The 22,463-nt window shown below is 63.1% G+C and carries 21 protein-coding genes and 1 pseudogene; 11 read left to right on the plus strand and 11 right to left on the minus strand.

The features are described from left to right. Positions 1-26: 26 nt before the first annotated feature. Together BFE01S_RS12155 and BFE01S_RS12160 are read right to left on the minus strand one after the other, a co-directional pair. Positions 27-881 (minus strand): alpha/beta fold hydrolase, encoded by an 855-nt coding sequence (locus BFE01S_RS12155; protein ID WP_028225735.1) that lies wholly within the window; start codon positions 879-881, stop codon positions 27-29. A 39-nt stretch (positions 882-920) separates the two neighbouring features. After that, on the minus strand, positions 921-1,628 hold the full coding sequence (locus tag BFE01S_RS12160; protein WP_028225736.1) for an alpha/beta fold hydrolase: 708 nt from the start codon (positions 1,626-1,628) through the stop codon (positions 921-923). Positions 1,629-1,812: 184 nt separating this feature from the next. Between BFE01S_RS12160 and BFE01S_RS12165 the strand changes: the two genes are divergently transcribed. The 4 genes from BFE01S_RS12165 to BFE01S_RS12180 all read left to right on the plus strand — a co-directional run bounded on the left by BFE01S_RS12165 (position 1,813) and on the right by BFE01S_RS12180 (position 4,763). After that, complete coding sequence (locus BFE01S_RS12165) at positions 1,813-2,445, plus strand: CGNR zinc finger domain-containing protein (RefSeq protein ID WP_028225737.1); 633 nt, start codon at positions 1,813-1,815, stop codon at positions 2,443-2,445. Positions 2,446-2,539: 94 nt separating this feature from the next. After that, a complete protein-coding gene (locus tag BFE01S_RS12170; RefSeq protein ID WP_028225738.1) occupies positions 2,540-3,259 on the plus strand; it encodes a YceH family protein in 720 nt (239 codons plus the stop codon). 62 nt (positions 3,260-3,321) lie between these two features. Next, positions 3,322-3,591 (plus strand): MoaD/ThiS family protein, encoded by a 270-nt coding sequence (locus BFE01S_RS12175; protein WP_028225739.1) that lies wholly within the window; start codon positions 3,322-3,324, stop codon positions 3,589-3,591. Positions 3,592-3,632: 41 nt separating this feature from the next. Continuing rightward, entirely contained in the window at positions 3,633-4,763 is a 1,131-nt protein-coding gene (locus tag BFE01S_RS12180; RefSeq protein ID WP_028225740.1) for a WD40/YVTN/BNR-like repeat-containing protein, read from the plus strand. A gap of 19 nt (positions 4,764-4,782) precedes the next feature. Here the strand turns inward: BFE01S_RS12180 and BFE01S_RS12185 are convergent, their stop codons facing one another. Continuing rightward, positions 4,783-5,451, minus strand: coding sequence for an ureidoglycolate lyase (locus tag BFE01S_RS12185; RefSeq protein WP_028225741.1), 669 nt, complete (start codon positions 5,449-5,451; stop codon positions 4,783-4,785). Between the two features lie 191 nt (positions 5,452-5,642). Here BFE01S_RS12185 and BFE01S_RS38390 point away from each other — a divergent pair, with 191 nt between their 5' ends. Next, on the plus strand, positions 5,643-6,512 hold the full coding sequence (locus BFE01S_RS38390; RefSeq protein WP_245621096.1) for a LysR family transcriptional regulator: 870 nt from the start codon (positions 5,643-5,645) through the stop codon (positions 6,510-6,512). 282 nt (positions 6,513-6,794) lie between these two features. Here BFE01S_RS38390 and BFE01S_RS12200 read toward each other — a convergent pair whose 3' ends face one another. The 5 genes from BFE01S_RS12200 to acnA all read right to left on the minus strand — a co-directional run bounded on the left by BFE01S_RS12200 (position 6,795) and on the right by acnA (position 13,875). Continuing rightward, positions 6,795-7,520 (minus strand): ABC transporter substrate-binding protein, encoded by a 726-nt coding sequence (locus tag BFE01S_RS12200; protein ID WP_028225742.1) that lies wholly within the window; start codon positions 7,518-7,520, stop codon positions 6,795-6,797. A 29-nt stretch (positions 7,521-7,549) separates the two neighbouring features. After that, positions 7,550-8,899: a 2-hydroxycarboxylate transporter family protein gene (locus BFE01S_RS12205; RefSeq protein WP_042337529.1), complete on the minus strand. Its 1,350-nt coding sequence runs from the start codon at positions 8,897-8,899 to the stop codon at positions 7,550-7,552. Positions 8,900-9,025: 126 nt separating this feature from the next. Beyond that, entirely contained in the window at positions 9,026-10,198 is a 1,173-nt protein-coding gene (gene prpF, locus BFE01S_RS12210) for a 2-methylaconitate cis-trans isomerase PrpF (RefSeq protein WP_028225744.1), read from the minus strand. Positions 10,199-10,201: 3 nt separating this feature from the next. Continuing rightward, positions 10,202-11,275, minus strand: coding sequence for a lactonase family protein (locus BFE01S_RS38395; protein WP_042337531.1), 1,074 nt, complete (start codon positions 11,273-11,275; stop codon positions 10,202-10,204). A gap of 2 nt (positions 11,276-11,277) precedes the next feature. Then, on the minus strand, positions 11,278-13,875 hold the full coding sequence (acnA, locus tag BFE01S_RS12220) for an aconitate hydratase AcnA (protein WP_028225745.1): 2,598 nt from the start codon (positions 13,873-13,875) through the stop codon (positions 11,278-11,280). Positions 13,876-14,018: 143 nt separating this feature from the next. Here acnA and BFE01S_RS38400 point away from each other — a divergent pair, with 143 nt between their 5' ends. The 6 genes and pseudogenes from BFE01S_RS38400 to BFE01S_RS41880 all read left to right on the plus strand — a co-directional run bounded on the left by BFE01S_RS38400 (position 14,019) and on the right by BFE01S_RS41880 (position 19,695). Continuing rightward, positions 14,019-15,026, plus strand: coding sequence for a GntR family transcriptional regulator (locus BFE01S_RS38400; protein ID WP_245621090.1), 1,008 nt, complete (start codon positions 14,019-14,021; stop codon positions 15,024-15,026). Positions 15,027-15,150: 124 nt separating this feature from the next. Next, positions 15,151-16,455, plus strand: a complete 1,305-nt coding sequence (locus tag BFE01S_RS38405) for an MFS transporter (protein WP_042337533.1) — start codon at positions 15,151-15,153, stop codon at positions 16,453-16,455. Positions 16,456-16,559: 104 nt separating this feature from the next. Continuing rightward, positions 16,560-16,789 (plus strand): annotated as a pseudogene (locus BFE01S_RS45785) (branched-chain amino acid ABC transporter substrate-binding protein); the annotation flags it as partial. Positions 16,790-16,799: 10 nt separating this feature from the next. Next, positions 16,800-18,179 (plus strand): ethanolamine ammonia-lyase subunit EutB, encoded by a 1,380-nt coding sequence (locus BFE01S_RS12235; RefSeq protein ID WP_028225746.1) that lies wholly within the window; start codon positions 16,800-16,802, stop codon positions 18,177-18,179. 8 nt (positions 18,180-18,187) lie between these two features. Continuing rightward, entirely contained in the window at positions 18,188-18,973 is a 786-nt protein-coding gene (gene eutC / locus BFE01S_RS12240) for an ethanolamine ammonia-lyase subunit EutC (RefSeq protein ID WP_028225747.1), read from the plus strand. 260 nt (positions 18,974-19,233) lie between these two features. After that, the gene (locus tag BFE01S_RS41880; RefSeq protein ID WP_052420866.1) at positions 19,234-19,695 is read left to right on the plus strand and encodes a hypothetical protein; all 462 of its coding nucleotides are present in this window, start codon (positions 19,234-19,236) and stop codon (positions 19,693-19,695) included. A gap of 85 nt (positions 19,696-19,780) precedes the next feature. On the opposite strand, the gene BFE01S_RS46730 is transcribed toward BFE01S_RS41880, so the two are convergent. The 3 genes from BFE01S_RS46730 to BFE01S_RS38415 form a co-directional block, all read right to left on the minus strand. Further along, the gene (locus BFE01S_RS46730) at positions 19,781-20,653 is read right to left on the minus strand and encodes a zinc-ribbon domain-containing protein (RefSeq protein ID WP_456088836.1); all 873 of its coding nucleotides are present in this window, start codon (positions 20,651-20,653) and stop codon (positions 19,781-19,783) included. A 21-nt stretch (positions 20,654-20,674) separates the two neighbouring features. Next, a complete protein-coding gene (locus BFE01S_RS44215; RefSeq protein WP_156966989.1) occupies positions 20,675-20,827 on the minus strand; it encodes a hypothetical protein in 153 nt (50 codons plus the stop codon). 107 nt (positions 20,828-20,934) lie between these two features. After that, entirely contained in the window at positions 20,935-22,461 is a 1,527-nt protein-coding gene (locus tag BFE01S_RS38415; RefSeq protein WP_042337534.1) for an efflux transporter outer membrane subunit, read from the minus strand. Positions 22,462-22,463 lie beyond the last annotated feature (2 nt).

The raw sequence follows: 22,463 nt of genomic DNA on the forward strand, positions 1-22,463 counted from the left end.
GCTCGCGCCTGGCGCGCGGCGCACAGTCAACGGGCAAGGAATGCCGCAATGGCTTCGGCAATTTCCGCTGCGTGCGTTTCGAGCGCGAAATGGCCGGTATCGAAGAAGCGCACGACGGCCTGGGGCAGGTCGCGCTTGAATGCCTCCGCACCGGCGGGCAGGAAGAACGGATCGTGCTTGCCCCACACTGCCAGGAACGGCGGTTGATGCGTGCGGAAATACTGCTGGAATGCGGGATACCGTGCCACATTGTTACGATAGTCGCCAAAGAGGTCGAGCTGGATTTCATCGGCGCCTGGACGCGCGAGATAGTAGTCGTCGAGCGTATAGCCGTCCGGCGAGACGCGCGTCGCGTCGGGTACGCCGTGCGTATACTGCCACTTCGTCGTTTCCGGCGTGAGCATCGCGCGCAGCGCCTGGCGGTTCGCTTCGGTCGGCGCTTCCCAGTACGCGCGGATAGGGTTCCAGCCGTCGCTCAACCCCTCTTCGTAGGCGTTGCCGTTTTGCGAAATGATCGCGGCAATACGTTCAGGATGACTAACAGCCAAACGAAATCCCGTGGGCGCGCCGTAATCGAACACGTAAACCGCGTAGCGGTCGAATCCGATCACCTCGGTGAAGCGCTCGATCACCTTCGCGATGTTGTCGAACGTGTAAGCAAAACGATCGCGCGAGGGCATATCCGACTGTCCGAATCCGGGCAGGTCCGGCGCCACGATATGAAAGCGGTCGGCCAGCTTCGGAAGCAGATCGCGAAACATATGGCCGGAACTCGGGAAACCATGCAGCAGCAGCAACTTCGGCGCATCGGCACGACCGGCCTCGCGATAAAACACGTTGAAACCATCGACATCGGCATTGCGGTAAGAAACGGCGGACATGCTCTCTCTCCTTGAAGGGCGAATCAGTCAGGCATTCATTCACTGGGCGGCGGCCGCGCGCACCGCCTCGACAATCACCTGCGCCACGGCGTCGGGGGCGGTCACGAGGGGCGTGTGATCCGCGTCGTAGGTGCGCACGTTCGCATTCATGCGGCGCGCCATGAAGTGCTGCGTAGCCGGGTCGATCATGCGGTCCTGGCCGGCCACCAGGTACCACGTGGGCAGTTCGTGCCACAGCGGGCGCCCCACGGGCTCGCCGATGCACGCCGCCGCTATCGGGCGCTGCACGGCGGCCAGCACCGCGAGTTCCTCGGGGGCCGCGTCTTGCGCAAAAGCCGCGGCAAACGCCTCGTGGGGCAGCCAGATCCAGCCCTCGCTGTCGGGTGCGAGCTTCGGCGCCAGCGGATGCGTCTCGCCGCGGTAGAACACGTCGGCCACCGTTTCGCCTTCGTCGGGTGCCAGCGCGGCGGCGTAGACCAGCGCGCGAACCGCCTCGTGGCGCACCGCGCCGATCACCGCGCCTGCGTAGGCGTGGCCCGCCAGCACGACGGGGCCCGGCGTGCGTTCGACCGTCCGCGCGATCACCCGCGTAACCGCAGCGACGTCGTCGCCGAACGACGTGAGCGGCAGCGGCGCCGCCACAGCCGGGATGCCGACCGCGTTCAAACGGCCTATCACCTTGCTCCAGCTCGAACCGTCCGCCCAGGCGCCGTGCGCCAGCACCACGCTTACGTTTTCAGATGCCATGTTTGATTCCTCCTGGGAAAGTGGTCAGGTGTGGGACGTCCGGAAACCCGTCTCGCCGTGCACCTGCCTTTGTCTTTGTAACCTCTAAAATATATGTTTGAAGGTTACTTATCGCATGGGTAACTTGTCAAGAACATTTTTAACGGTTACATTTATCCCAACTTCACTTCAGTTGGCGCCTGTAATGGACTACCGCCAGAACCCCGCGATATTCGTGGCCGATGCATTGGGCCTCGATTTCCTCAACTCGGTGGCAACGCCCGTGGACGAACCCGTGGATTGGCTGGCCGATGGGGAGGGATTGCTTGCCTGGCTTGCGCAGGCGGATCTCGTGCCGGCGGCCGTGCTGACGCAGATGCGCGAGCAGGCCACGCCCGCCGAACTCGACGCAGTGGCCGCGCGCGCCCGCGAACTGCGCGAGTGGTTCCGGGAATTCGTGCGGGCGCACAAAGGCCAGCGGCTCGCCGCCCACGATCTGGAAGCGCTCGAACCGCTCAACCTCCTCCTCGAAGGCGACGCGCGCCACGACGCCATCGTTGCGGCCGCGCCCGACGCCCTGCATGGCCTGCAACTGCGCACGGTGCGCCGCTGGCCATCGCTGGACGCCTTGCTGCTGCCCATCGCCGAAGCCATGGCCAGGCTGGTTTGCGAAGAAGACTTCACGCACGTGAAGGCGTGCGAAGGCCACCGCTGCACCTTGCTGTTCGCCGACCATACGCGTGGCCACGCGCGCCGCTGGTGCAGCATGGCGCTGTGCGGCAACCGCGCGAAGGTCGCGGCGCACCGCAAGCGCCTCAAGGAACGCGAAGGCGTTTGACGCAATCGATCCGGTCAGAAAATTGCCGCCCGGGGGGCTACGCAATGCGCGTATGATCTCCCCCCACGAACGATTTCCGACGACCGGGTTGAACATGAACTCTTCTGCCGATAGCGCCTCGCCGCGCACGCTGCGCGCGCTCACGCAACTCGAAGCACGCATCCTGGGCGTGCTGGCCGAGAAACAGCACACGGTGCCCGATACCTACCCGCTCTCGCTCAACGCGCTCACGTCGGGCTGCAACCAGAAGACCGCGCGCACGCCGGTGATGAACGCGAGCGAAACCGAAGTGCTCGGGACGATCGAAGACCTCAAGCACCTGAGTCTCGTATTCGAGGGCAGCAGCAGCCGCGTGCCGCGTTTCGAGCACAACCTGAACCGCGTGCTGGGCATTCCGGCCCAGGCGGTCGCACTCCTCACGGTCATCATGCTGCGCGGGGCGCAGACGGCGGCCGAACTGCGGTTGAACTCGGCACGGCTGCACGGATTCGCCGATGTGTCCTCGGTCGAGGCTTTCCTCGCAGAACTGGCCGAGCGCGAGCCGCCGCTCGTGGTGAAGCTGCCGCGCGCGCCCGGCGCGCGCGAGAATCGATGGATGCATCTGCTGTGCGGCGAGGTGGAAAGCAGCGCCGCCGAGTTGGCGGGCAGCGGCAGCGAGCCGGTTGCGGGCAACGGTGTGTCGTTCGCGGAGTTCGAGACGTTGCGTGACGACCATGAACGCCTGGCCGGCGAGGTGGCGCGCCTGCGCGCGCTGGTGGAACGGCTTGCGGCGGAATTGGGTGTGGCGCCGGACGATACGCAGCAAGGCGCCTGACGCCCACGGCGAATCGTCTACACTTCAGAATCGACGGATCCATCCTGCTCGATGACCTTGCCATGCCGCGCATCCACTTCGCCGCCTCGATTCAACGGCACGTCGCGACGCCCGAGCGCGAGATCGACGCGCACACGCTAGGCGAAGCACTCGAAGCCGTGTTCGCCGCGCAGCCTCGCTTGCGGGGCTACATCCTCGACGATCAGGGCGCGCTGCGCAAACATCTCGCGGTGTTTGTCGATGGCCGGCCGGTGCACGACAGGCAACACCTGTCCGATGCCCTGGGCGAACGCAGCCAGGTTCACGTCATCCAGGCGCTCTCGGGCGGATAACGAGGCGCCACTCGCAGACAGAGACGGAGGAGACACGCGACATGAGCGACCGATTGCTGGTTGGGACCCGCAAGGGATTGTTCGTTCTGCAAGCCCATGGCGCGGGGGGCTGGACCCTCGGCGAACCGCATTTCACAGGCGAGCCCGTGAGCATGGTGCTGCCCGATCCGCGCGACGGATCGCTGTATGCCGCGCTCAATCTCGGCCACTTCGGCGTGAAGCTGCATCGCCGGCACAAAGGCGCTGGGGCTTGGGAAGAGTGCGCGGTCCCCGTCTACCCGCCGCAGCCCGACGATGCAACACCGGCCAACGGCAGCACGGACGCCGCGCAGGCTGATGCCCCCAACCCCGCGCCGTGGACGCTTCAGCAAATCTGGTCGCTCGAAACCGGCGGCCCGGACGAACCGGGCGTCTTGTGGGCCGGCACGATCCCCGGCGGCCTCTTCCGCTCTGGCGATGGCGGCGACACCTGGGTGCTCAACCGCGCGCTCTGGGATCGCCCGGAGCGCCGCGCATGGATGGGGGGCGGCTACGACGCGCCGGGCATCCATTCCGTGATGGTCGATCCGCGCGACAGCCGGCACGTGACGGTGGGCGTATCGTGCGGCGGCGTCTGGCAAACGGCCGATGGGGGTGCAAGCTGGCGCCTGAGCGCAGACGGCATGGAGGCCGACTATATGCCCCCGGAGCAGCGCGGCGAGCCCAATGCGCAAGACCCTCACCGCATCGTGCAATGCGCGGCCAATCCCGAGGTGCTGTGGGCGCAGCATCACTGCGGCATCTTCCGCTCAACCAACGGCTCTGAGCGTTGGCAACGGATCGAAGCGCAGCCATCGAGTTTCGGCTTCGCGGTGGCCGTGCATCCGCACGAGCCGGATACCGCGTGGTTCGTGCCCGCCATAAAGGACCAGTACCGCATTCCGGTCGATGGCCAGTTTGTCGTCACGCGGACACGCGATGGAGGCCGCACGTTCGAGCGCTTCTCGAAAGGGCTGCCGGCGGCACCGGCGTATGACCTCGTGTATCGGCACGGACTCGCTATCGACGATTCCGGCACGCGCCTCGCGATGGGATCGACCACCGGTGGCCTATGGACCTCCGACGATGGCGGCGAGAGCTGGCATCTGGTCTCCGCGCATTTGCCGCCGGTGTATTGCGTCCGGTTCGGGTAAAGAGCCGAGGCAGGACGACTTACGGCACAACGTGCTGCGCATCGCGGGCAATGGGAGCTTCCAGCAGGCAGCCAAACTCATGCGCAAATTCGACTGAGACGCGGGCATGAACAGCGCCTTGTTTGTCGAAGAATCGCTGGGTTCCTTCCAGGGCGAACACGCCTTCATGCCAGATGTTCGGGTGAATGTAGAGGCCCTGCCCACCGTCGAAGCGGAAGCAGACGAATTTTTCCGGCGTAATGTCGTCGCCGGGCAATGCCAGAGGAACGTAGAACGGGCGGCGATCAAGCGGGAAGAACAGTTGACCGCCGTCGGGATGATAGTTCGCATGCCAAAGCAACATGCGTAGCGGTACCGCCTGGCTGTCTTCGCGGGCCTCGCCTGGCTCCGTGGCGTAGGCGAGGACATAGTTGCCGCCTACCGCTTCGTTTCGACCGTACAGGACGTCCCCGCGCCATTCGCTGACAAATGTGCCTTCGGTCGTACCCGCCTCGTTACCCGTTCCCGGGTCGATGGGCCTTGAGCCCACGGCCGGCCACTGCACGATTTCGATCTGGCATTCTGCCGGGTCGCTCACAAGCGTTCCATAGCCAGTCAGCGTTTCCGGCGTCGCGTCGATCACGGGCATGACCACTCGCCGGAGGCCGCGGGGCAGTGCGGGATTGAGGTAGTCGATCTCTTTGCTCATTGCGGGTTGCTCGTTGTGAATCACGGTGCGTATTTGGGGCTGATGCGGGCGGTCGGAGCCGCGCATCGGTTAGCGCAAGTAGTCGCCAGTGCCAACAACATTGAGCGTATCGCGTGGCCCGTCCGACAGTCAAATTAATATCGATGCTATATTTTCACATCGATATTTATGGGTCGAGGTTCGCGGTGGCAATGCGCTATTTCCAGCTCAGGGCATTCGACGCTGTCGCCCGAGAAGGCAGCTTCTCCAGGGCAGCGAACCTTCTGGGTCTGACACAACCCGCCATTACGACGCAGATTCGCAATCTCGAAGAGGATTGCAGGCAGGCGCTCTTCGTCCGCACCGCCGAAGGCGCTTCTCTAACCGATGCCGCGAAGCCGCTCTTCGAATTGACCCGGCAGATGTTTTCGGTGGAAGAGCAGATCGAAGACATGGTGAGCCAGGCGACGCTGTTCCGGCACGGAAGCCTCAAACTCGCCGCCGATGGCCCGCAAGTGGTGCTTCAAGTGGTGGCCGCTTTTCGTGCGCAGTATCCGGACATCGAACTGTCGGTCTCGTTCGGAAGCCAGCGCGAGGTTTGGGACGATCTGCTCGCGTATCGCGTCGACGCGGCTATCATCGGCAATGCCAAAAGCGATTCCCGTGTGGCGTCGATTCCCGTCGCACTGCAGGACATGCGGGTTCTCGTGCCCAGGCGCCACCCGCTCGCGAAGCGCAAAAGCGTGTCTCTTGCCGATCTCGGGGTGTATTCCGTGATCCGGCGGGAGGCGGGCTCCAATACTCAGCGGCTCGTTGACGAAGCCTTGCGACGCGCGAAAATTTCGCTCCCGACGGCCATGAGACTAGGTAGTCGAGAGGCTGTTGTGGAAGCGGTCAGACAAGGCCTCGGCATAGGATTCGTGCTCGAGCGCGAGATTCCCGAGGGTACGCGAACCGTTGCCATTCCGGTTGAGGAGTTACGCGGCTGCAATGTCGATTCGGTAGTTTGTCTTCACAGCCAGCGCAAGCGGGGCATTGTGCAAACGTTTCTCGCGGTTGCGGAGGCAATCGCGACTACGTAGCGCGGCGATCGTATTGCGTGAATGGGTCGCGCAACGCACGAAGTACTTTCAGACGCTTGCCAGCGCGAGACGTGCGGGTGTCGCACCGATATGCAGTCCGTCGGCGCGATTCGCAAGCGCGTCGAGCGCCTTGATCTGGCGCTGCAAAAGCTGGAGCGGAACGCCAGCCAGTTGATCGTCGAGGCTGGCCTTGATGTCCGCCAGCGAATAGCCGAACCGTTTCAGTGCCTCAATACGAGGCAGCCGGAATCGAATTCGAAGAAGCTCTCATCTCCGATGCCGTTACCCGGCAACGCTCGCGCCGGCAATGTGATGCCGCTCCAGAGCCGTCTTGACGAATCCTGTCTCGAGCACGTCGGCGACGAAGTCCGCAAGCAGGCGCGCAGCGGCGGGTCTTCCCTTTGGCGTTCCCATGGCCTGCTCGATTACCATGAAACGCCCCGGCAGCATTCTCAGTCCGGTCAATCGCCGCGCATCTTCTTCCAGCTGCTGACGCACTCCAGCAGCCACTTCGCACGATTGCGCACACATCATGGGGACGACCTCCGGCGAGGTCGTCGCGCGAAGAATCGTAGCGTGGCGAAGCGTGCGAGTGAGAAAGAGATCGTAGGCACTTCCCTTACCGACCACAACGCGTATGCCCGCTGCGTCGACCTCATCGTTCGACCGGATGGGAGAATCTTCCGGCACAAGGTAAGCCCCTTCAATGAGAACGTACGGCGCAGTTTGCTCGATACCTTTGCCACGAAGCGGGTCGCGCGCAACAAACGCGACGTCCCACTCGCCCCGCTCGCATCCCGCGACGACTTCTCCCGCTGCGTCATAGAGCACGAGTTGCAGCGGTACGCTCAGCAATGCGGCGAGTCGGTGAGCGAGGTCAACGGAAACACCCGCGGGCACGCCGGTCGATGAATCGCGTTTCGCGAGGATAGGGTTTCCAAAATTGATCGCTGCGCGCAGCGGACCAGTTGGGGTCAGTTGAGCGAGCGCCTCGGGCGTTACATAAATGGTGGACATCGGACTCCCCCGAAGTGGCTTCAATGAAAATGGGCAAGCACAAGCAGCGTGCCTGTCACGGTCAGTGCGCCGCCGATGCGCGTGGCGATCTGGGCGAACGGCATCAGGCTCATCCGGTCGCACGCGGTAAGGATAGCTACGTCGCCTGTGCCGCCCTGCCCGCTGTGGCAGGCGTTCACGATCGCCGCATCGATGGGATACATCTTGAGCCAGCGCCCCACCACGAAACCGGTGGCCATCAGTGCTGCGACAGTGCTCGCAATCGTTACGACGTTCGGAATGTTGATTGCGGCCACCAGCTTGTTCCACGGCGTCATTGAAGTACCGATTGCGAACAGCAGCGGATAGGTGACGGCTGTGGAGAAGAACTGGTAGACAATCCTCGCGCCGCCCTGAAGATTGGGGGAAACGAAGCGCCCCACCTTGATGAAGACCGCTACGAACAGCATGGCGACAGGTGCCGGCAAACCGATCAACCGATGGCAGAGGAGTCCCACGAGATAAAGCGAAATTGCGGTGATCGCTGCGGCCGCCACGGTATTGACGTCTGGCGCGGCGGGAATTTCATCGTCGGGGAGACGTTCCCCTTGCAGGTCGGACTCCGGCTGCAGCATGCCGTTTCCGGTGAGATGCGGTTGCTTCTCCCCCAGCCAGTTGAGCATGCCGGAAAAGAGGATCGCACACAGACTGCCAATCATGACTGCGGGCAGTACCTGCGCAAAGATGGTCCCCTGCGGGACATTCAGGATCTCTCCATACCCGACGGAGAGCGGAATCGCGCCCTCGCCCACGCCACCCGCCATAATGGGAATGACGATATAAAGCAGCGTATGTTTTATACCCAGTCCGAGCAGGCTGCCGACCACCGTGCCTGCGACCGCGGCGACAAGCGAGCCGGCGGCAAGCGGGAGGAATATTTTGGCGAAGCCACGTAGCAGGACTTGTCTATCCATGCTGAAAATGCTGCCCACAATGATCGACGCGATGAACAAATACATGAAGTTGCTGACATGGGTGAAGTTGTTCACCATGTCAAGCAGCTTCAAAGGCAGCAGGTGATAGAAAGCCAGAAAGGACGGCAGGAAGGTTGCCACGATGGCCCCGGCACCGATCTTTTTCAGCACGGGCAGACGCTTTCCAAGCTCCGCGCAGGTGAAGCCGCATAGCACGAGTACGGCGATCGCCATGGAGATTTCACCCGGCACCTTTCCAGTCAGAACGAATGCCGCGACGAGACCGAGCAGCAACAGGTAAACCGGCAGCGGAATGATCCCGATACGCAACTCCACAATCGCCCACCAGCCATATGGCCAGAACGGCGTGCGGGTGGTGTTCCCGGTGGTTGAAGAAAGTTCGTCTGCATGCTCCATGCTTCGTCTCCATGGTGAAAGGCTCGCGCCGGCTCTTTGGCCGCACTTGAATCTCGTTGTGACGGCGGGAACGGAATCGCCCTGTTCGCCATCGACCGCGCTTATCGACCGCGCTTATCGACCGCGCTAACGGACGCTAGCGGACGGTACGAAAACGACACCTTCCATGAGCCGGCGTGCACTGCGACTCATGATCGCTTTCGTCACGGTCCACGAACCCTCGCGCAACACGGCTTCGGCGCCTACCGTCATCGTCCCGGACGGGTGCCCGAAGCGAAGCGGGTCAGCAACGCTGCCATTCAGAAGCCGGCTGACGACGGTGCCGGGAATCGCGCCCGCCACGGCCAGTGCGACCGCCCCCGTCCCCGTCATGGCATGGTGGAGCTTGCCCATCGACAGAATCCGCGCATTGATGTCCACCGACCGGGGATCGACCCGCTTCCCGCTCGACGCGATATAGGCCTCGGGCAGCGACACGAACGCGAGCTTCGGCGTATGAGGCCGCCTGGACGTGACTTCCTCGGGCGTCGCACCGAGGCCCATTCGTACCGCCGCGTGCGCCCGGATCGCTTCGCACTTCGCGAGCAACCCGGCGTCGCTGTTGACTTCACCCTGCAACTCGTTGCCCTTCAGGCCAAGCGCGCCTGCGTCGACAAAAATAGCCGGGTTGCCTGCGTTGATCATCGTCACCTGGCAGGTCCCGTACCCAGGCACATCCAGTTGGTCGATTGCCCGACCTGTCGGGAACATGCCGCCCGAAGCCTGCTCTCCGTCTTCGCTGCTACCCGGGTCGAGGAATTCGAGGCGAATTTCGGCGGCCGGGAAGGTGACGCCGTCGAGTTCGAAATCGCCCTCCTCCTGAACCTGACCGTCTTGCATCGGGACATGAGCGATGATCGTCGCGTTTATGTTGGCCTGCCAGATACGCACGATTGCCATACCATTCTCAGGTGCACTAACGAATCCCTGTGCAATCGCAAACGGTCCGACTGCTGAAGTGAGATTGCCGCAATTGCCGGACCAGTCGATGACGGGTTCGCTGATGGAAACGGCGCCGAACAGATAGTCCACGTCGCAGTCCGGCCGCGACGACGGCCCGACGATCACGACCTTGCTCGTGCTCGACGTCGCGCCGCCCATTCCGTCGATCTGTTTTTCATACGGATCAGGGCTGCCGGCGACACGCAGCAGGATTGCGTCGCGCTGCCGCGGATCGGCGGGAAGCTCGTCCGAGCGGAAGAAAACGCCTTTGCTCGTGCCACCACGCATGTAGGTAGCGTTGATGCGGTGCTGCGCCATGAGTCAGTCCTCCGTGATTCCGAATACGATGCTCACCGGGCTGCCTGTCTTGACGAGTCGCCCGGTAGCAACGGGTTGATGGGTATGCGCGTCCAGCTCGAACTGCGCGATCGTGTGCGAGTTTTCGTTCGCCACGTACAACGTGCGCGCGTCCGGGGCGATGCAGAGAAAGCGTGGACAGTGGCCGCCCGTAGACACCCAGTGCACATCTCGGGGCAGTCCCGTCGACAGGTCGATCTGAAACGTCGCGATCGTGTCGTGGCCGCGGTTGGTCACGTAAAGCCCGCGGCCATCGGACGACACCACGATCCCGGCCGCACGCGTGAACGCGTGATGGTTCGGCGGGATCGTCGATACGGTATGCAGTGCTTCCAGTTCCCCGGTGACGGGGTCGAACGACCACGTCGTAACGGTCGAATCGAGTTCGTTGACGACGTAGACGAGCGGCAACCCGGGGTGAAACGCCGCGTGCCGCGGGCCGGCACCTTCGCGCGTGCGCGCGGCCTGTACGATGGCCCGTCCGCCCTCCAGCCAGCGCACGGCGAACACGGTGTCGAGACCCTTGTCAGGCACAATATGCCAGTCGGTATCGAATCGCCGTGTCACATATCGCGCGATGTAGTGCGGATGCGAAGACACCTGCTCGACGCGATGGGAACCGGGTTCGCCGTTGAACGTTACGGGTGCCTGAGCGCGCTGGAGCGAACCATCCTGGGCGAGCGGAATCAGCGTTGCCGTGCCACTCGCATAGCCGGCGATCGCCAGCGCGTTACCGTCACGCGTAAAGTCCAGGTGCACGGGATTACGGCCCGCGCACGGTTGGCTGTTGAGTACGCTCAGCCGCCCGGTTTGAGGCTCGATCCGGAATGCACTAACGGCATCGCCGTCGCCGTGGACCGTATAAAGTGCGCCTCGCCGACGGTCGAGCGCAAGAAAGGTCGGATTGACCAGTGGCTCGAGCGTTTGCTGAAGCTGCCACGCGCCGGCCGGGCTCACCTCGTACACGGCAATGCCGGTGCCGCGGGCATGACGCTCGCGCGTCGTGCGGCACCCGACGTAGGCGAAAGTACGTGCCATGATCAGGCGGCCTTGCGCCGCTCGTCTGCGATCCGCGGCAGCAGACCGCCGGCCATGAAAATCTCGGCCTCCTCTTCGGTGTCGATACGGCATCGCACCGGCGCGCTGACAATCTCACCCGTCTTGCGCGTGATGGTCAGGGTAAGGGGCATCAATGGCGTAACGCGTTCCCCAAGGCCTTCGACGGCGAACCACTCCGAACCGTCGATCCGAAGGCTTTTGCGATTCACGCCTTCCATGAATTCCAGCGGCAGCACGCCCATGCCGACCAGATTCGAGCGGTGGATGCGCTCGAAGTTTTCGCACACCACGGCGCGCACGCCGATCAGCCGTACACCCTTGGCGGCCCAGTCGCGCGACGAACCGGATCCGTAGTTCTTGCCGGCCACGACGATCAATTCCTGACCCTGTGCCATATAGCGCTCGGCGGCATCGAAGAGGCGCATCACCTGCCCCTCCGGCTCGAATCGCGTGAGCGATCCCTCAGCTTCGCCGGCCATCTCGTTGCGCAGGCGGTTGTTGGCGAAGGTCGCGCGAATGGCGACCTTGTGATCGCCGCGTCGCGTGCCGTACGAATTGAACCCGGCAGGCTCGACGCCGTGCGAGATCAGGTATTCGCCGGCGGCGCTTTCGGGAAGAATGGCACCCGAAGGGGAAAGATCGTCGGTTGTCACGTTGTCGCCGAATACGCCGATGGCGCGCATGGCACCGAACCGGGCCGCCTGCGTGAGGGTTGTCTGCCAGTATGGCGGCCGGCGAATGTAGTCGCTGTCCTCGCGCCACGGGAACTGGGCCGGTACGGTGTCCTCGCCTTCGAGCTGCGCGCTCTTGCGGAACATCGCGGCGTAGATGCGAACGTATTCCTCGCCGCGAATGCTTTCCTTGAGAAGGTCGTCGATCTCCTCGTCAGCCGGCCAGAGGTCGCCCAGATAGACGGGTTTGCCCGCCTGGTCGACGCCGAGCTGGGCGTGCTCGATATCGATGTCGATCGTGCCGGCAATCGCGTAGGCAACCACGAGCGGCGGCGAAGCCAGAAACGCTTCCTTCACGCGCGGATGAATCCGCCCGTTGAAGTTGCGGTTGCCGGAGAGGACCGCGACCGTATGCACATCGCGGCTCACGATCTCGTCCTCGATGGGCTTGGGCAGCGGGCCCGACATGCCGTTGCACGACGTGCAGCCGAATCCGATGATGCCGAATCCCAGCGACTCGAGCGGCGCCATCAGGTTGGCGGCGCGCAGATAGCTTTCGACCGGCTTCGACCCCGGCGCAAGCGACGTCTTCACCCAGGGCTTGCGCTGCAGACCCCGCCCGACTGCTTTCTTCGCAAGCAGGCCCGCTGCGATCATGTTGCGAGGATTCGACGTATTGGTGCAACTCGTGATGGCCGCAATGACGATCGACCCGTTGGAGAGCTGGCCCGCGCTCGTTGCCGCGGCGGCTTCGGCGTGCCGTTGCGGTTTCGCGATCCCTTTCGAAATCAGGCTCGACAGCGGCACGCGATCGTGAGGGTTTGCCGGCCCCGCGAGCGCGCGGCCGATGTTCGACAGGTCGAACGAAAGGACGCGGTCGTATTGGGCGTCGGCGAGGTCGTCGGCCCAGAGACCTTGTGCTTTCGCGTATTCCCGGGTCAGTGCGATCTGCGCTTCGGCGCGGCCGGTGAGGCGCATGAAGTCGAGCGTCTTTTCGTCGATCGCAAAGAGTGCGGCGGTTGCGCCGAATTCCGGCGCCATGTTCGAAATGGTCGCGCGGTCGCTGAGCGTCATGGCACGCGCACCCTCGCCGTGAAATTCGATGATCGTGCCCACCACCTTCTCTTGCCGCAGGAACTCGGTGATGGCGAGCACAAGATCGGTCGCGGTGACTCCGGGCTGCCGCCGCCCCTTGAGTTCGACGCCCACGATGGTCGGCAGGCGCAGCCACACCGCGCGCCCGAGCATGACCGATTCGGCCTCGATGCCGCCGACACCCCAGCCCAGCACGCCAATCGCGTTGATCATGGTCGTGTGGCTGTCGGTTCCGACCAGCGTGTCCGGAAATGCAACCCCATCCCTCACCTGGACCACGGGTGAAAGATGCTCGATGTTCACCTGATGCAGGATGCCGTTGCCGGGCATCAGGACATCCAGATTCGAGAACGCCTGTTTGCACCAGGCAAGGAACTCGAAGCGCTCCGCGTTCTTCTGCTGCTCGATCGCCATGTTCTTCGCCATGGCCTGCGGATCGCTGCCGTCGATCTCGACATTCAGCGAGTGATCCACCACCAGTTGCGTGGGCACGACGGGGTTGATCGCGCGCGGGTCGCCGCCGCTTTCGGCAATGGCATCGCGCATGCCGGCGAGATCGACGAGCGCCGGGGTACCCAGCAAATCCTGCAACACCACGCGGGCCGGGTAGTACGGAAAGTCGACGTCGTGGCGGCGCTGCGCGAGCATCGACAGATAGCGTGCCGCGTCGGTCGCCGGTTGTTGCCGAACGATGTTCTCGGCGAACACCCGCACGCTGTACGGCATGCGTGCGAGCGCGCCGGGGTCGATGGCGCTCAAGGCGCTAGCGACGCTGGCGAACGCCACGGTCTGGTTTGGAAGCGGGGTAAGCATGGGGTTTTCTCCAGGAGATGACGGAGCGCCTTGCGTTCCGTTTTTTTGCATTTTATGATCATAAAACGCAATTTGCAAATACTGGCGGCCCAGGTAATTACCCTGATCGGGCAGATCCCCGGACTGAATCCACGAGGCAGACGATGGCAAAATTGGAAACAGGTCTTTCAGATGCTTCGCCACCTCCGGCGATCGTGACTGACCGTGCTCTACTCGTAACCGACATGGATTCGTCTGCTGAAAACGCGGCTTTGACTCCGCTGCAAACGCGCGTGGCGCGTGAAATCCTGGCCCTTGCTCGCCGGGAAGACCTGGCGATGGACGACCGCCTCGCCGAGTCCGCACTGGCCGAGAAGATCGGCACGTCGCGCACGCCGGTGAACGCGGCACTGCACCACCTTGTCTCGCTCGGCGTCGTCTATCACGACGCCAACCGCGGGTTTTTCATGGCAAAACCGGCCCGTGAAGTCACCGACGTCGCCGAGCAGTTCTTCCTCGAACCCGACGACCCGCTTTATCTGAAGATCGCGGAGGACCGGTTGGCGCGGCGACTGCCCGATGTCATCGGCGAAGCCGACCTGATGCGCCAGTACGAGGTGTCGCGCAGCGAGCTTCGGCGGGTGCTTTCGCGCATGCAGGAGGAGGGATGGCTCGAACGGCAAGTGGGTCACGGCTGGCAGTTCATGCCGATGATCGACTCGGTCGAAGCCTATGACGAAAGCTACCTGTTTCGCGCTGCCATCGAGCCTACCGGCGTCCTTGCGCCGACGTTCCGCGCGGACAGCGTCGAACTGGAAGGGCTGCGCCGGCGCCAACGGTTCATTGCCGAGAGCGGCTATCTCACCATGAACTCGGTTGAGCTTTTCGAGGCAAACAGCGAGTTTCACGAAACGATCGCGAAATGGTCCGGCAACCGGTTCATCGCGCAGTCGGTGCGGCGGATGGACAGGCTGCGCCGGCTCGTCGAGTATCGCCAGGCCAAAGCGCGCAAACCCCGGCAGGAGCAGGCTATCGAGCATCTCGAGATACTCGGGGCGATTGCCCGTCAGGATCTTTTGCGGGCGGCCTCCTTGCTCCGCGATCACATTGAAGGCGCGCGGCGCGCCAAGGTTCACGCCCGTGAAATTTTCACGGCCGACGTTTCGCCGTAACGGTTGCACGGTGGCGGCCTCGGCGGCCGCCTTTTTTTGCCTCTTATTGCGTTTTGTTATCACAAAATGCTTAATAGTGGCCGCGACACAAACCCGCTGCCGATTCCAATATACGGAGACAACCATGTCGTATCGCCGAGGCTGGATAGCCCTCTTTCTTTTCGCGCTTTCGATGATCAACTACATGGACCGGGTCGCGCTTTCAATCGCGGCCCGGCCTATCGCAAGCGAATTCAAACTGACCTCGATCGGCATGGGATATCTGTTTTCGTCGTTCGTGTGGAGTTACACAGTGTTCCTGTTGCCGATGGGCTTTCTGGTCGACCGGTTCGGAACGCGGCGCATGGCGAGCGTCGGCATATTCGTGTGGTCGGCTGCGACCGCGTTGACCGCAGCGGCGGGAAGCTTCGCCGGGCTCATTGCCGCGCGGCTGGTGATGGGTGCGGGCGAGTCGACCAGCAATCCGGTCGGCGCGAAGGTCATCCGGCAGTGGATTCCGGCAAGCGAGCGCGGAATGGTCACTTCCATGTTCAACAGCGGGTCGTATGCGGGGCCGGCAATCTGCTCGGTACTGCTTGGCGCGCTCGTCGCGGCCTTTGGCTGGAGGCTTTCCTTCGTGATTGCGGGCGCCATAGGATTCGCCTGGCTGGCCGCCTGGCTCGTCTTTTTTAGCGATCCCGAGAAGGCTCGTTGGCTCGAACCGCATGAACGCGAGAAAATCTTGCGCGAACGGAATACGGTGCCGGTAGCGCATGCGACTCCCCCGGACGGTGCCATGGGCTTGCTGGCCCTGATGCGCTCGCGCACGCTCTGGGGCCTGGCCGTTACCCAGGGCTGCAACGTCTATACGCAGTACCTCTTTCTGACCTGGTTGCCGAGCTACCTCCAGACAACCCGCCACCTGGATATTGCGCATACCGGCCTTTTTGCAGCGGTGCCGTATGCCGTTTCGGTCTTGTTGTGCATCCTGGTCGGGCGATTGAGCGACCAGTACCTCAAGAAAGGCGGCGTTGGGACCGGGCGGCGCCGCAATGCCGTGGCGCTTGCGATGTTGACCGGCTCGACGATACTGGCTGTCCCGTTCATTTCAAGCCTCGTCGGATTGCTTCTGGTCTTTTCCGTCACGCTCGCCGGCATTGCGTCGACGACGTCGCTCAACTTTGCACTGTTGAACGACCTGCTGCCGGACTCGCGCGACGTGGCAAAAGCGATGGCGTTTGTCGTCGTCGGCGGGAATGTTTTTGGAATGATTGCGCCCATTGCTACCGGCTACGTGGTGGCCTCCACGGGAACCTACGACTGGGCTTTCGGTATCGCCGGTCTTTTGCTTCTGGCGGGAGCGGCGGTCGTGCTGACCATGACGCGCTCACCGATGGGCGCCAGTCGCGCGGCCGGGAACGGGCGGCCTACGGCCTGGCCGGCGCCGTAGCCGTAGCCGTAGCCGCGGGACTGTGGAGCTACGCGCACCGTCTCAGGGCCGCTAGTAACGAACCGCCTCTCATCCGGCCCGGAAAACCGCCTTGGGACAGCGCCAATCGCGATTTTACAAGCGACAAGGCAGTCGATTTCCGCGCGATCCTCGCGACTGTGAAGAAAAAAATGTCGACGTGATATTCTTTGGTGGACTCGCCGAACAAGGCGCGATGCCCGTCGATCAGAGGCGCTCGCCTGGCATGCCCACGGTCCTGTTCAAGCGGCCCTGCGCCCGGGCGTTCGCGCAGCGCTACCCGACCCGCTTCATGATGCCTTTCCACTTGCCGGCAAGGTCAAGGCATGAACTTTTGCGAAACGATAGGCGCAAACCGCTACCATTTTGACGGACTCGCCGCGCTGCTCGCCAAGGCAAGCCCGCGCCGCTCCGGCGACGAACTCGCCGGCGTCGCCGCCGCCTCGGAGCAGGAGCGCGCGGCGGCAAAGATGGCGCTCGCGCAGGTGCCGCTCTCGGCGTTTCTGAACGAAGCGCTGATTCCCTACGAAATCGACGAGGTCACACGCCTCATCATCGATACGCATTCGGCAAAAGCCTTTGCGGAAATCTCCCATCTGACCGTTGGCGACTTTCGCAACTGGCTGCTCGCCGACACCACCGACACGGCGGCGCTCGTTCGCGTGGCCGCGGGCCTCACGCCCGAGATGGTGGCCGCGGTCTCGAAGCTGATGCGCAACCAGGATCTGATCCTGGCTGCGAAAAAACGCCCCGTAGTTACGCGCTTTCGCAACACGGTCGGACTGCCGGGCCATCTCTCGGTCCGCTTGCAGCCGAACCACCCCACCGACGACGTGAAGGGCATCGCCGCCTCCATGATCGACGGGCTGATGTATGGCTGCGGCGACGCGATGATCGGCATTAACCCCGCATCCGACTCGCTTGCGGCGATTACGGCACTCCTGCGCATGACGGACGAGTTCCGCCGTGCCTACGATGTGCCGACGCAAACCTGCGTGCTGACGCATGTCACGAATACGCTTGCGGCAATCGAGAACGGCGCGCCGGTCGATCTGATCTTCCAGTCGATCGCGGGCACCGAAAAAGCGAATGCGGGATTCGGGGTATCGCTATCGCTGCTCGCCGAAGCATACGACGCGGGCCGTTCGCTCAAGCGCGGAACGGTGGGCGAAAACCTGATGTATTTCGAAACGGGGCAAGGCAGCGCGCTCTCCGCGAATGCGCATCATGGCGTCGATCAGCAGACTTGCGAGGCGCGCGCCTATGCGGTTGCGCGCCGGTTCAATCCGTTCCTGACCAACACCGTGGTCGGCTTCATCGGGCCGGAATATCTCTACGACGGCAAGCAGATCATCAGGGCCGGCCTTGAAGACCATTTCTGCGGGAAACTGCTCGGCGTCCCCATGGGTTGCGACATCTGCTATACGAACCATGCCGAAGCCGATCAGGACGACATGGACACGCTGCTCACGCTACTTTGCACTGCCAATGTCAACTTCATCATGGGCGTTCCCGGCGCGGACGACATCATGCTGAACTACCAGAGCACGTCGTTCCACGATGCGCTCTATGCACGGCGCGTGCTCGGCCTCAAGCGCGCACCGGAGTTCGAAACCTGGCTCGAAACGATGCGGATCACGAACGCGCTCGGGCAGATTCAGGATGCGTCGCGTAGTCCCTTGCTGCTCAACTGGATCGAACCATGAAGGACGATATGGCGGATGCCGCGCCGGTGCAGACCGCCCCGGAAGATCCGTGGAAGGCGTTGCGCCGCTTCACCGCTGCGCGAATCGCACTCGGGCGCGCGGGCGCCAGTCTGCCTACCGAAGCACTGCTCGCCTTCAATCTGGCGCATGCGCAGGCACGCGACGCCGTGCATACACCGCTCGATACGGCAGCGCTCAAGTGCGAGCTCGACAGCCGGGCACTCGATTCGATCGAAGTAAGCAGTGCTGCACAAAGCCGCGAGCAGTACTTGCGTCGCCCGGATCTCGGACGCAGGCTCGATTCAAAAAGCACGGCCCGGCTTTCGGATCATGGCAGGGCTTCGGAATCCCGGCCCGAACTGGTATTTGTCGTTGCCGACGGGTTATCGTCGAGCGCTGTGGCGCTGCACGCCATCCCACTAATCGAGCGAACGATTGCGCGACTGCAAGGCTGGCAAATCGGCCCGATTGTTGTCGCGACGCAGGCGAGGGTTGCCATCGGCGACCCCATCGGCGAATTGATGCAGGCAGGCATGGTGGCGGTGCTGATTGGCGAACGGCCGGGACTGAGCTCGCCGGCGAGCCTGGGTGTGTACCTGACCTATCGCCCAGCGACCGGGTGCAGCGATGCGCAGCGCAACTGCATTTCCAATGTGCGTCCCGAAGGGCTGGGCTATGACGCGGCCGCGTTCAAGCTCGCGCATTTGCTCGATGCGGCTCGCACCCGAAAACTCACGGGGATTGGTCTGAAGGACGAAAGCGTTTGGGAAGGGGATGTGCTGCCGGCGCGGTGATGGCATGAGATAGCGTGGGTATGTGTGCCATCTGCGCACGCGCGAATGCCGGTCTTGAGCACAAACAAGGTTCCCGCAGTTCGTCGTCGATGATGTCAGCCTGCGGGTCCTCATGGACGATGAGGCTATTTTCATCTGCTATTGGGAATTTGTCTGCCAAATGACAAGCAGGCGGCCCGGGAAAACCCTCTCTTAAACTTGCCTGGCGTTGGTCGATATCGCGGCTATCCGTGTTATTCAGACACGTTGAGGAGCCGCTGATGAAAGTCCACTTGTTAATCGCCGCCGTTATCTGGGCCACGGCATGTGCAGGTGCCACGTCGACGTTTGCCGGAAATTCGACCGCATCGCCCGAGGACGACAGTGCAGTCGTCTTTGCATCGGCGAATCTGATCGCACTGCAGAACATAGGGGGCCGTGCAAAGCTCGACACGGCATCTGCTTACGTGGAAACGGACGTGTTGCGAAGCGCTAGCGGCAACATTGGCGTGAACCTGGCTGCGGGTGCGCTCAACGCGCAGGCCAATCAGATCGCACTGGTCGCCACGCCTCAAGCGGAAATCGTCACGCAACAGAACACACACGCTGTCGCGCATATGACCGGCGGTAGCGCTATCGCTCGACTCGGAGCGGGTGCGCTTGCCGGCGCGAGCGGGAATATCGGCATCAATATCGCTGCAGGTGCGGGGAATGCACAGTTCAATGGACTCGTGACGCATTGAGGTGTGGACCGAACTAGCGCCTTCCCTTTTCCATGACGTTGTCTCTGGGACTCGCAGTTGGTGTGCAGCGCCACAATCAGCTCGGCTACTCCTGACTGCGTCTTCGTTCCATCCTCGCGCACTCGGGGCACCAACTGCCGCGCCAGACGCTGTTGACCGAAGCTAACCAGACATGTTGCAGCGAGCACTCCCATTCGATCTTGCCGTGCGGCCCGGGATACACCGTTGAAAGGCAACGGCCACCGCGCGATTGCGCGAGTTCCTGCATCTGCTCAATCGTACGTGTTCTTGCTTTGACTGCGCATTGCCGACACCACTGCCCTTTCTTCACACGGAACCATGGCGCAGACCAGCGGTGGCCCTCCTCGCATTGCCATTCCAGCGCTGTGTCCCGATCGACATAAGCCGACAAGCAACCGCCGCCACGCTCCGCTGCTGTCCTGTCAATCTCCTCCTGCTGGGGTTTGGTGCTGTCAAGATAACAAGCTCTGCACCAGTAACCCCGCGCAACGCCATCGAGGCTCGCAAGCCATGTATGCCCTGCGTTGCAACGCCAGCGCAGTCTGCTGTGGCTATTTTCGTAGTGTGTCGAAAGGCACTCGCCCCCATGCCTTGCCGCAAGCGCATGCGCGTCTCCCAGCGAATAGACGGCGGCGCGCTCGTGAGCGCACGTTCTGCACCAATGACCCGCTCTCAGCCCTTGAATCACGGTGTGAAACCGATGTCCCGCCGCGCACTCGAATTCGAGCGGAACGCCGTATCCTTCGTAGCCTGACGCGAGGCACCTCCCACCCCACGCGTGCGCGACGTCACGAATTGCGGAGAAAACCCGGTCGCGGTAGCCCGGGGCACGGCTTCCGCCGGGCCCCGGCAAACGCTCGAGCGCCCGCTGCACGCGCACCCGCGTTGATTCGGGCACGCGAGGCGACCATGCGGCATGCCATGACGTCGGTTTCATCGGATCATCCGGCTATCTTGCTTACCTGGCGTGATGCATCTTCGGGCGCGTATGCTGAGCCGCGCCGGGTTGCCCCGCCGGCGCATGGGCACCGCCCCCGGCCATGGTGCCGGCTGCGTGGCAAGTCATCGTCACGGCAAGCAAAATGGCCGCGACGTACAAATTGATCTTCATGAGTCTTTCCCGGTTCGATAGATGAAGGGCCGCACGCTGCCCGCAAGCCCGCGGCTGCCCCAGGGGAATGAATGTGCCGTGCCGGGAAACCGGCACTTCGCGGTGCTCTACGACGCAGTCGCCGTGCTGGCTGCTGCAGCCTTGTCGCCTTCCATGACCTTCCCGTTCTCCGGGTCGTTCCACCAGCCGCCGCCCAGCGCCTGCAGGAGCGCCGCAGAATCACTCAGCCGGTTTGCCTGCGCGTTGATCGTGTTGAGCCGAGCCTGCAACCATGTCTGCTCCGCGTTGATCACGACCAGACTGCCGACATCCCCGAGCAGTAACTGCTTCTGCGCAATATCGAGCGAGTGCTTTGCCGCCCGCTCCGCGTTCTGGGCAGTACGCAAAGCTTCTGCATCCGATGCGATTGCATGCAGCGAGTCGGCAACGTTCTGGAACGCCGTCACGACTGTCGCGCGGTACTGTGCCTCCGCCTGGTCATAGGCTGCTTCCGCGGCGCGCTGACGATGCTTGAGCGTGCCCGCGTCGAAGACCGGCGCAGTCAGGTCGCCGGCAATCGTCCACAGGCTGGAGCCCGGCGTGAACAGCGTACCGATAGTCGCTGCGGCCGTGCCATAGGAACCCGTGATCGCCAGGTTCGGCAGGCGGTTCGCAATTGCTACGCCCACCTCGGCACTCGCCGAATGCAGCTCGGCCTCGGCGGCGCGGATATCGGGCCGCTGCGCGACGAGCTTCGAAGGCAGGCTAACGGGCAGATCGGCCGGCAACTGCAGGCTGTCGAGCGAGAACGTCGCCTCGATCTCCTCGGCCGACAAACGGCCCGCCAACGCGGTCAACAGGTCGCGCTGCTGCGCGAGCTGCTTCTCGAGCGGCGGCAGCGCAGCCTCGTTCTGGGCGAGCTGGGCTTCCTGCGTCAGCACGTCGATTTCGTTTTCCTGACCAAGCACGACCTCGCGCTTGTACGAGTCGAGCACGTTGCGTTGCAGTTCGATCAGCCGGTGTGTGGAATCGATCTGCGCGCGCAGAGACGCTTCCTGAATCGCGGCAACGACCACATTCGACGCGAGCGAGAGCTTCGCGGCTTCCAGTTGGAACCGCTGCGACTCGGCCTGAGCATCGAGCGATTCCACCGTGCGCCGGTTCAGTCCGAATACATCGGGCGTATACGAGATGTTCAACTGAGCGGTATGTAGCGCGTAGATATACGCACCCGAATTCACCGCACTGCTCAGGACTGCCGGCGTTTGCTGCCTGGTCGGGTTGAAGCTCCCCGTCACAGTCGGGAAGTACGCGCCAACCTGAGACCGGGTTGTCTCGTTCGCCTCGCGCAGTGCAGCTCGGGCGACGTCAATGTTCGGGTTGTGCTTCAACGACTCATCGACGAGGTCGGCAAGCGGCTTCGAGTGGAACAGCGTCCACCATTGCGCCGGAATGTCCCTGTCCACAGAGAGCGACTGGGCGCCCCCCGCGTCGGCGCTGCCCACCTGGGCAGGTAGCGTGTCCTTCAGATAGCCGCTCTCGGAGGGGGCCGCCGGTGCCTTGAAGTTCGGGCCGACTGCACAACCCGCGAGAACGAGCGTTAGCGCAACCGCCGCGGCGGCGCTCTTGCAGGGATGATTGAACGTATTGACCATGA

It is taken from the genome of Paraburkholderia ferrariae NBRC 106233, from assembly GCF_000685035.1.
In the GTDB taxonomy this organism is placed as follows: Bacteria; Pseudomonadota; Gammaproteobacteria; order Burkholderiales; family Burkholderiaceae; genus Paraburkholderia; species Paraburkholderia ferrariae.

What these genes read in the sequence shown, in the direction of transcription:
- BFE01S_RS38405 (WP_042337533.1), top strand. Translation starts at nt 15,151, where the DNA reads ATGTCGTATCGCCGAGGCTGGATAGCCCTCTTTCTTTTCGCGCTTTCG.
- acnA (WP_028225745.1), bottom strand. Translation starts at nt 13,875, where the DNA reads ATGCTTACCCCGCTTCCAAACCAGACCGTGGCGTTCGCCAGCGTCGCT.
- BFE01S_RS46730 (WP_456088836.1), bottom strand. Translation starts at nt 20,653, where the DNA reads ATGAAACCGACGTCATGGCATGCCGCATGGTCGCCTCGCGTGCCCGAA.
- BFE01S_RS12205 (WP_042337529.1), bottom strand. Translation starts at nt 8,899, where the DNA reads ATGGAGCATGCAGACGAACTTTCTTCAACCACCGGGAACACCACCCGC.
- BFE01S_RS12185 (WP_028225741.1), bottom strand. Translation starts at nt 5,451, where the DNA reads ATGAGCAAAGAGATCGACTACCTCAATCCCGCACTGCCCCGCGGCCTC.
- eutC (WP_028225747.1), top strand. Translation starts at nt 18,188, where the DNA reads ATGGCGGATGCCGCGCCGGTGCAGACCGCCCCGGAAGATCCGTGGAAG.
- prpF (WP_028225744.1), bottom strand. Translation starts at nt 10,198, where the DNA reads ATGGCGCAGCACCGCATCAACGCTACCTACATGCGTGGTGGCACGAGC.
- BFE01S_RS38400 (WP_245621090.1), top strand. Translation starts at nt 14,019, where the DNA reads ATGGCAAAATTGGAAACAGGTCTTTCAGATGCTTCGCCACCTCCGGCG.
- BFE01S_RS41880 (WP_052420866.1), top strand. Translation starts at nt 19,234, where the DNA reads ATGAAAGTCCACTTGTTAATCGCCGCCGTTATCTGGGCCACGGCATGT.
- BFE01S_RS38395 (WP_042337531.1), bottom strand. Translation starts at nt 11,275, where the DNA reads ATGGCACGTACTTTCGCCTACGTCGGGTGCCGCACGACGCGCGAGCGT.
- BFE01S_RS12180 (WP_028225740.1), top strand. Translation starts at nt 3,633, where the DNA reads ATGAGCGACCGATTGCTGGTTGGGACCCGCAAGGGATTGTTCGTTCTG.
- BFE01S_RS12175 (WP_028225739.1), top strand. Translation starts at nt 3,322, where the DNA reads ATGCCGCGCATCCACTTCGCCGCCTCGATTCAACGGCACGTCGCGACG.
- BFE01S_RS12170 (WP_028225738.1), top strand. Translation starts at nt 2,540, where the DNA reads ATGAACTCTTCTGCCGATAGCGCCTCGCCGCGCACGCTGCGCGCGCTC.
- BFE01S_RS44215 (WP_156966989.1), bottom strand. Translation starts at nt 20,827, where the DNA reads ATGAAGATCAATTTGTACGTCGCGGCCATTTTGCTTGCCGTGACGATG.
- BFE01S_RS38390 (WP_245621096.1), top strand. Translation starts at nt 5,643, where the DNA reads ATGCGCTATTTCCAGCTCAGGGCATTCGACGCTGTCGCCCGAGAAGGC.
- BFE01S_RS12165 (WP_028225737.1), top strand. Translation starts at nt 1,813, where the DNA reads ATGGACTACCGCCAGAACCCCGCGATATTCGTGGCCGATGCATTGGGC.
- BFE01S_RS38415 (WP_042337534.1), bottom strand. Translation starts at nt 22,461, where the DNA reads ATGGTCAATACGTTCAATCATCCCTGCAAGAGCGCCGCCGCGGCGGTT.
- BFE01S_RS12160 (WP_028225736.1), bottom strand. Translation starts at nt 1,628, where the DNA reads ATGGCATCTGAAAACGTAAGCGTGGTGCTGGCGCACGGCGCCTGGGCG.
- BFE01S_RS12155 (WP_028225735.1), bottom strand. Translation starts at nt 881, where the DNA reads ATGTCCGCCGTTTCTTACCGCAATGCCGATGTCGATGGTTTCAACGTG.
- BFE01S_RS12235 (WP_028225746.1), top strand. Translation starts at nt 16,800, where the DNA reads ATGAACTTTTGCGAAACGATAGGCGCAAACCGCTACCATTTTGACGGA.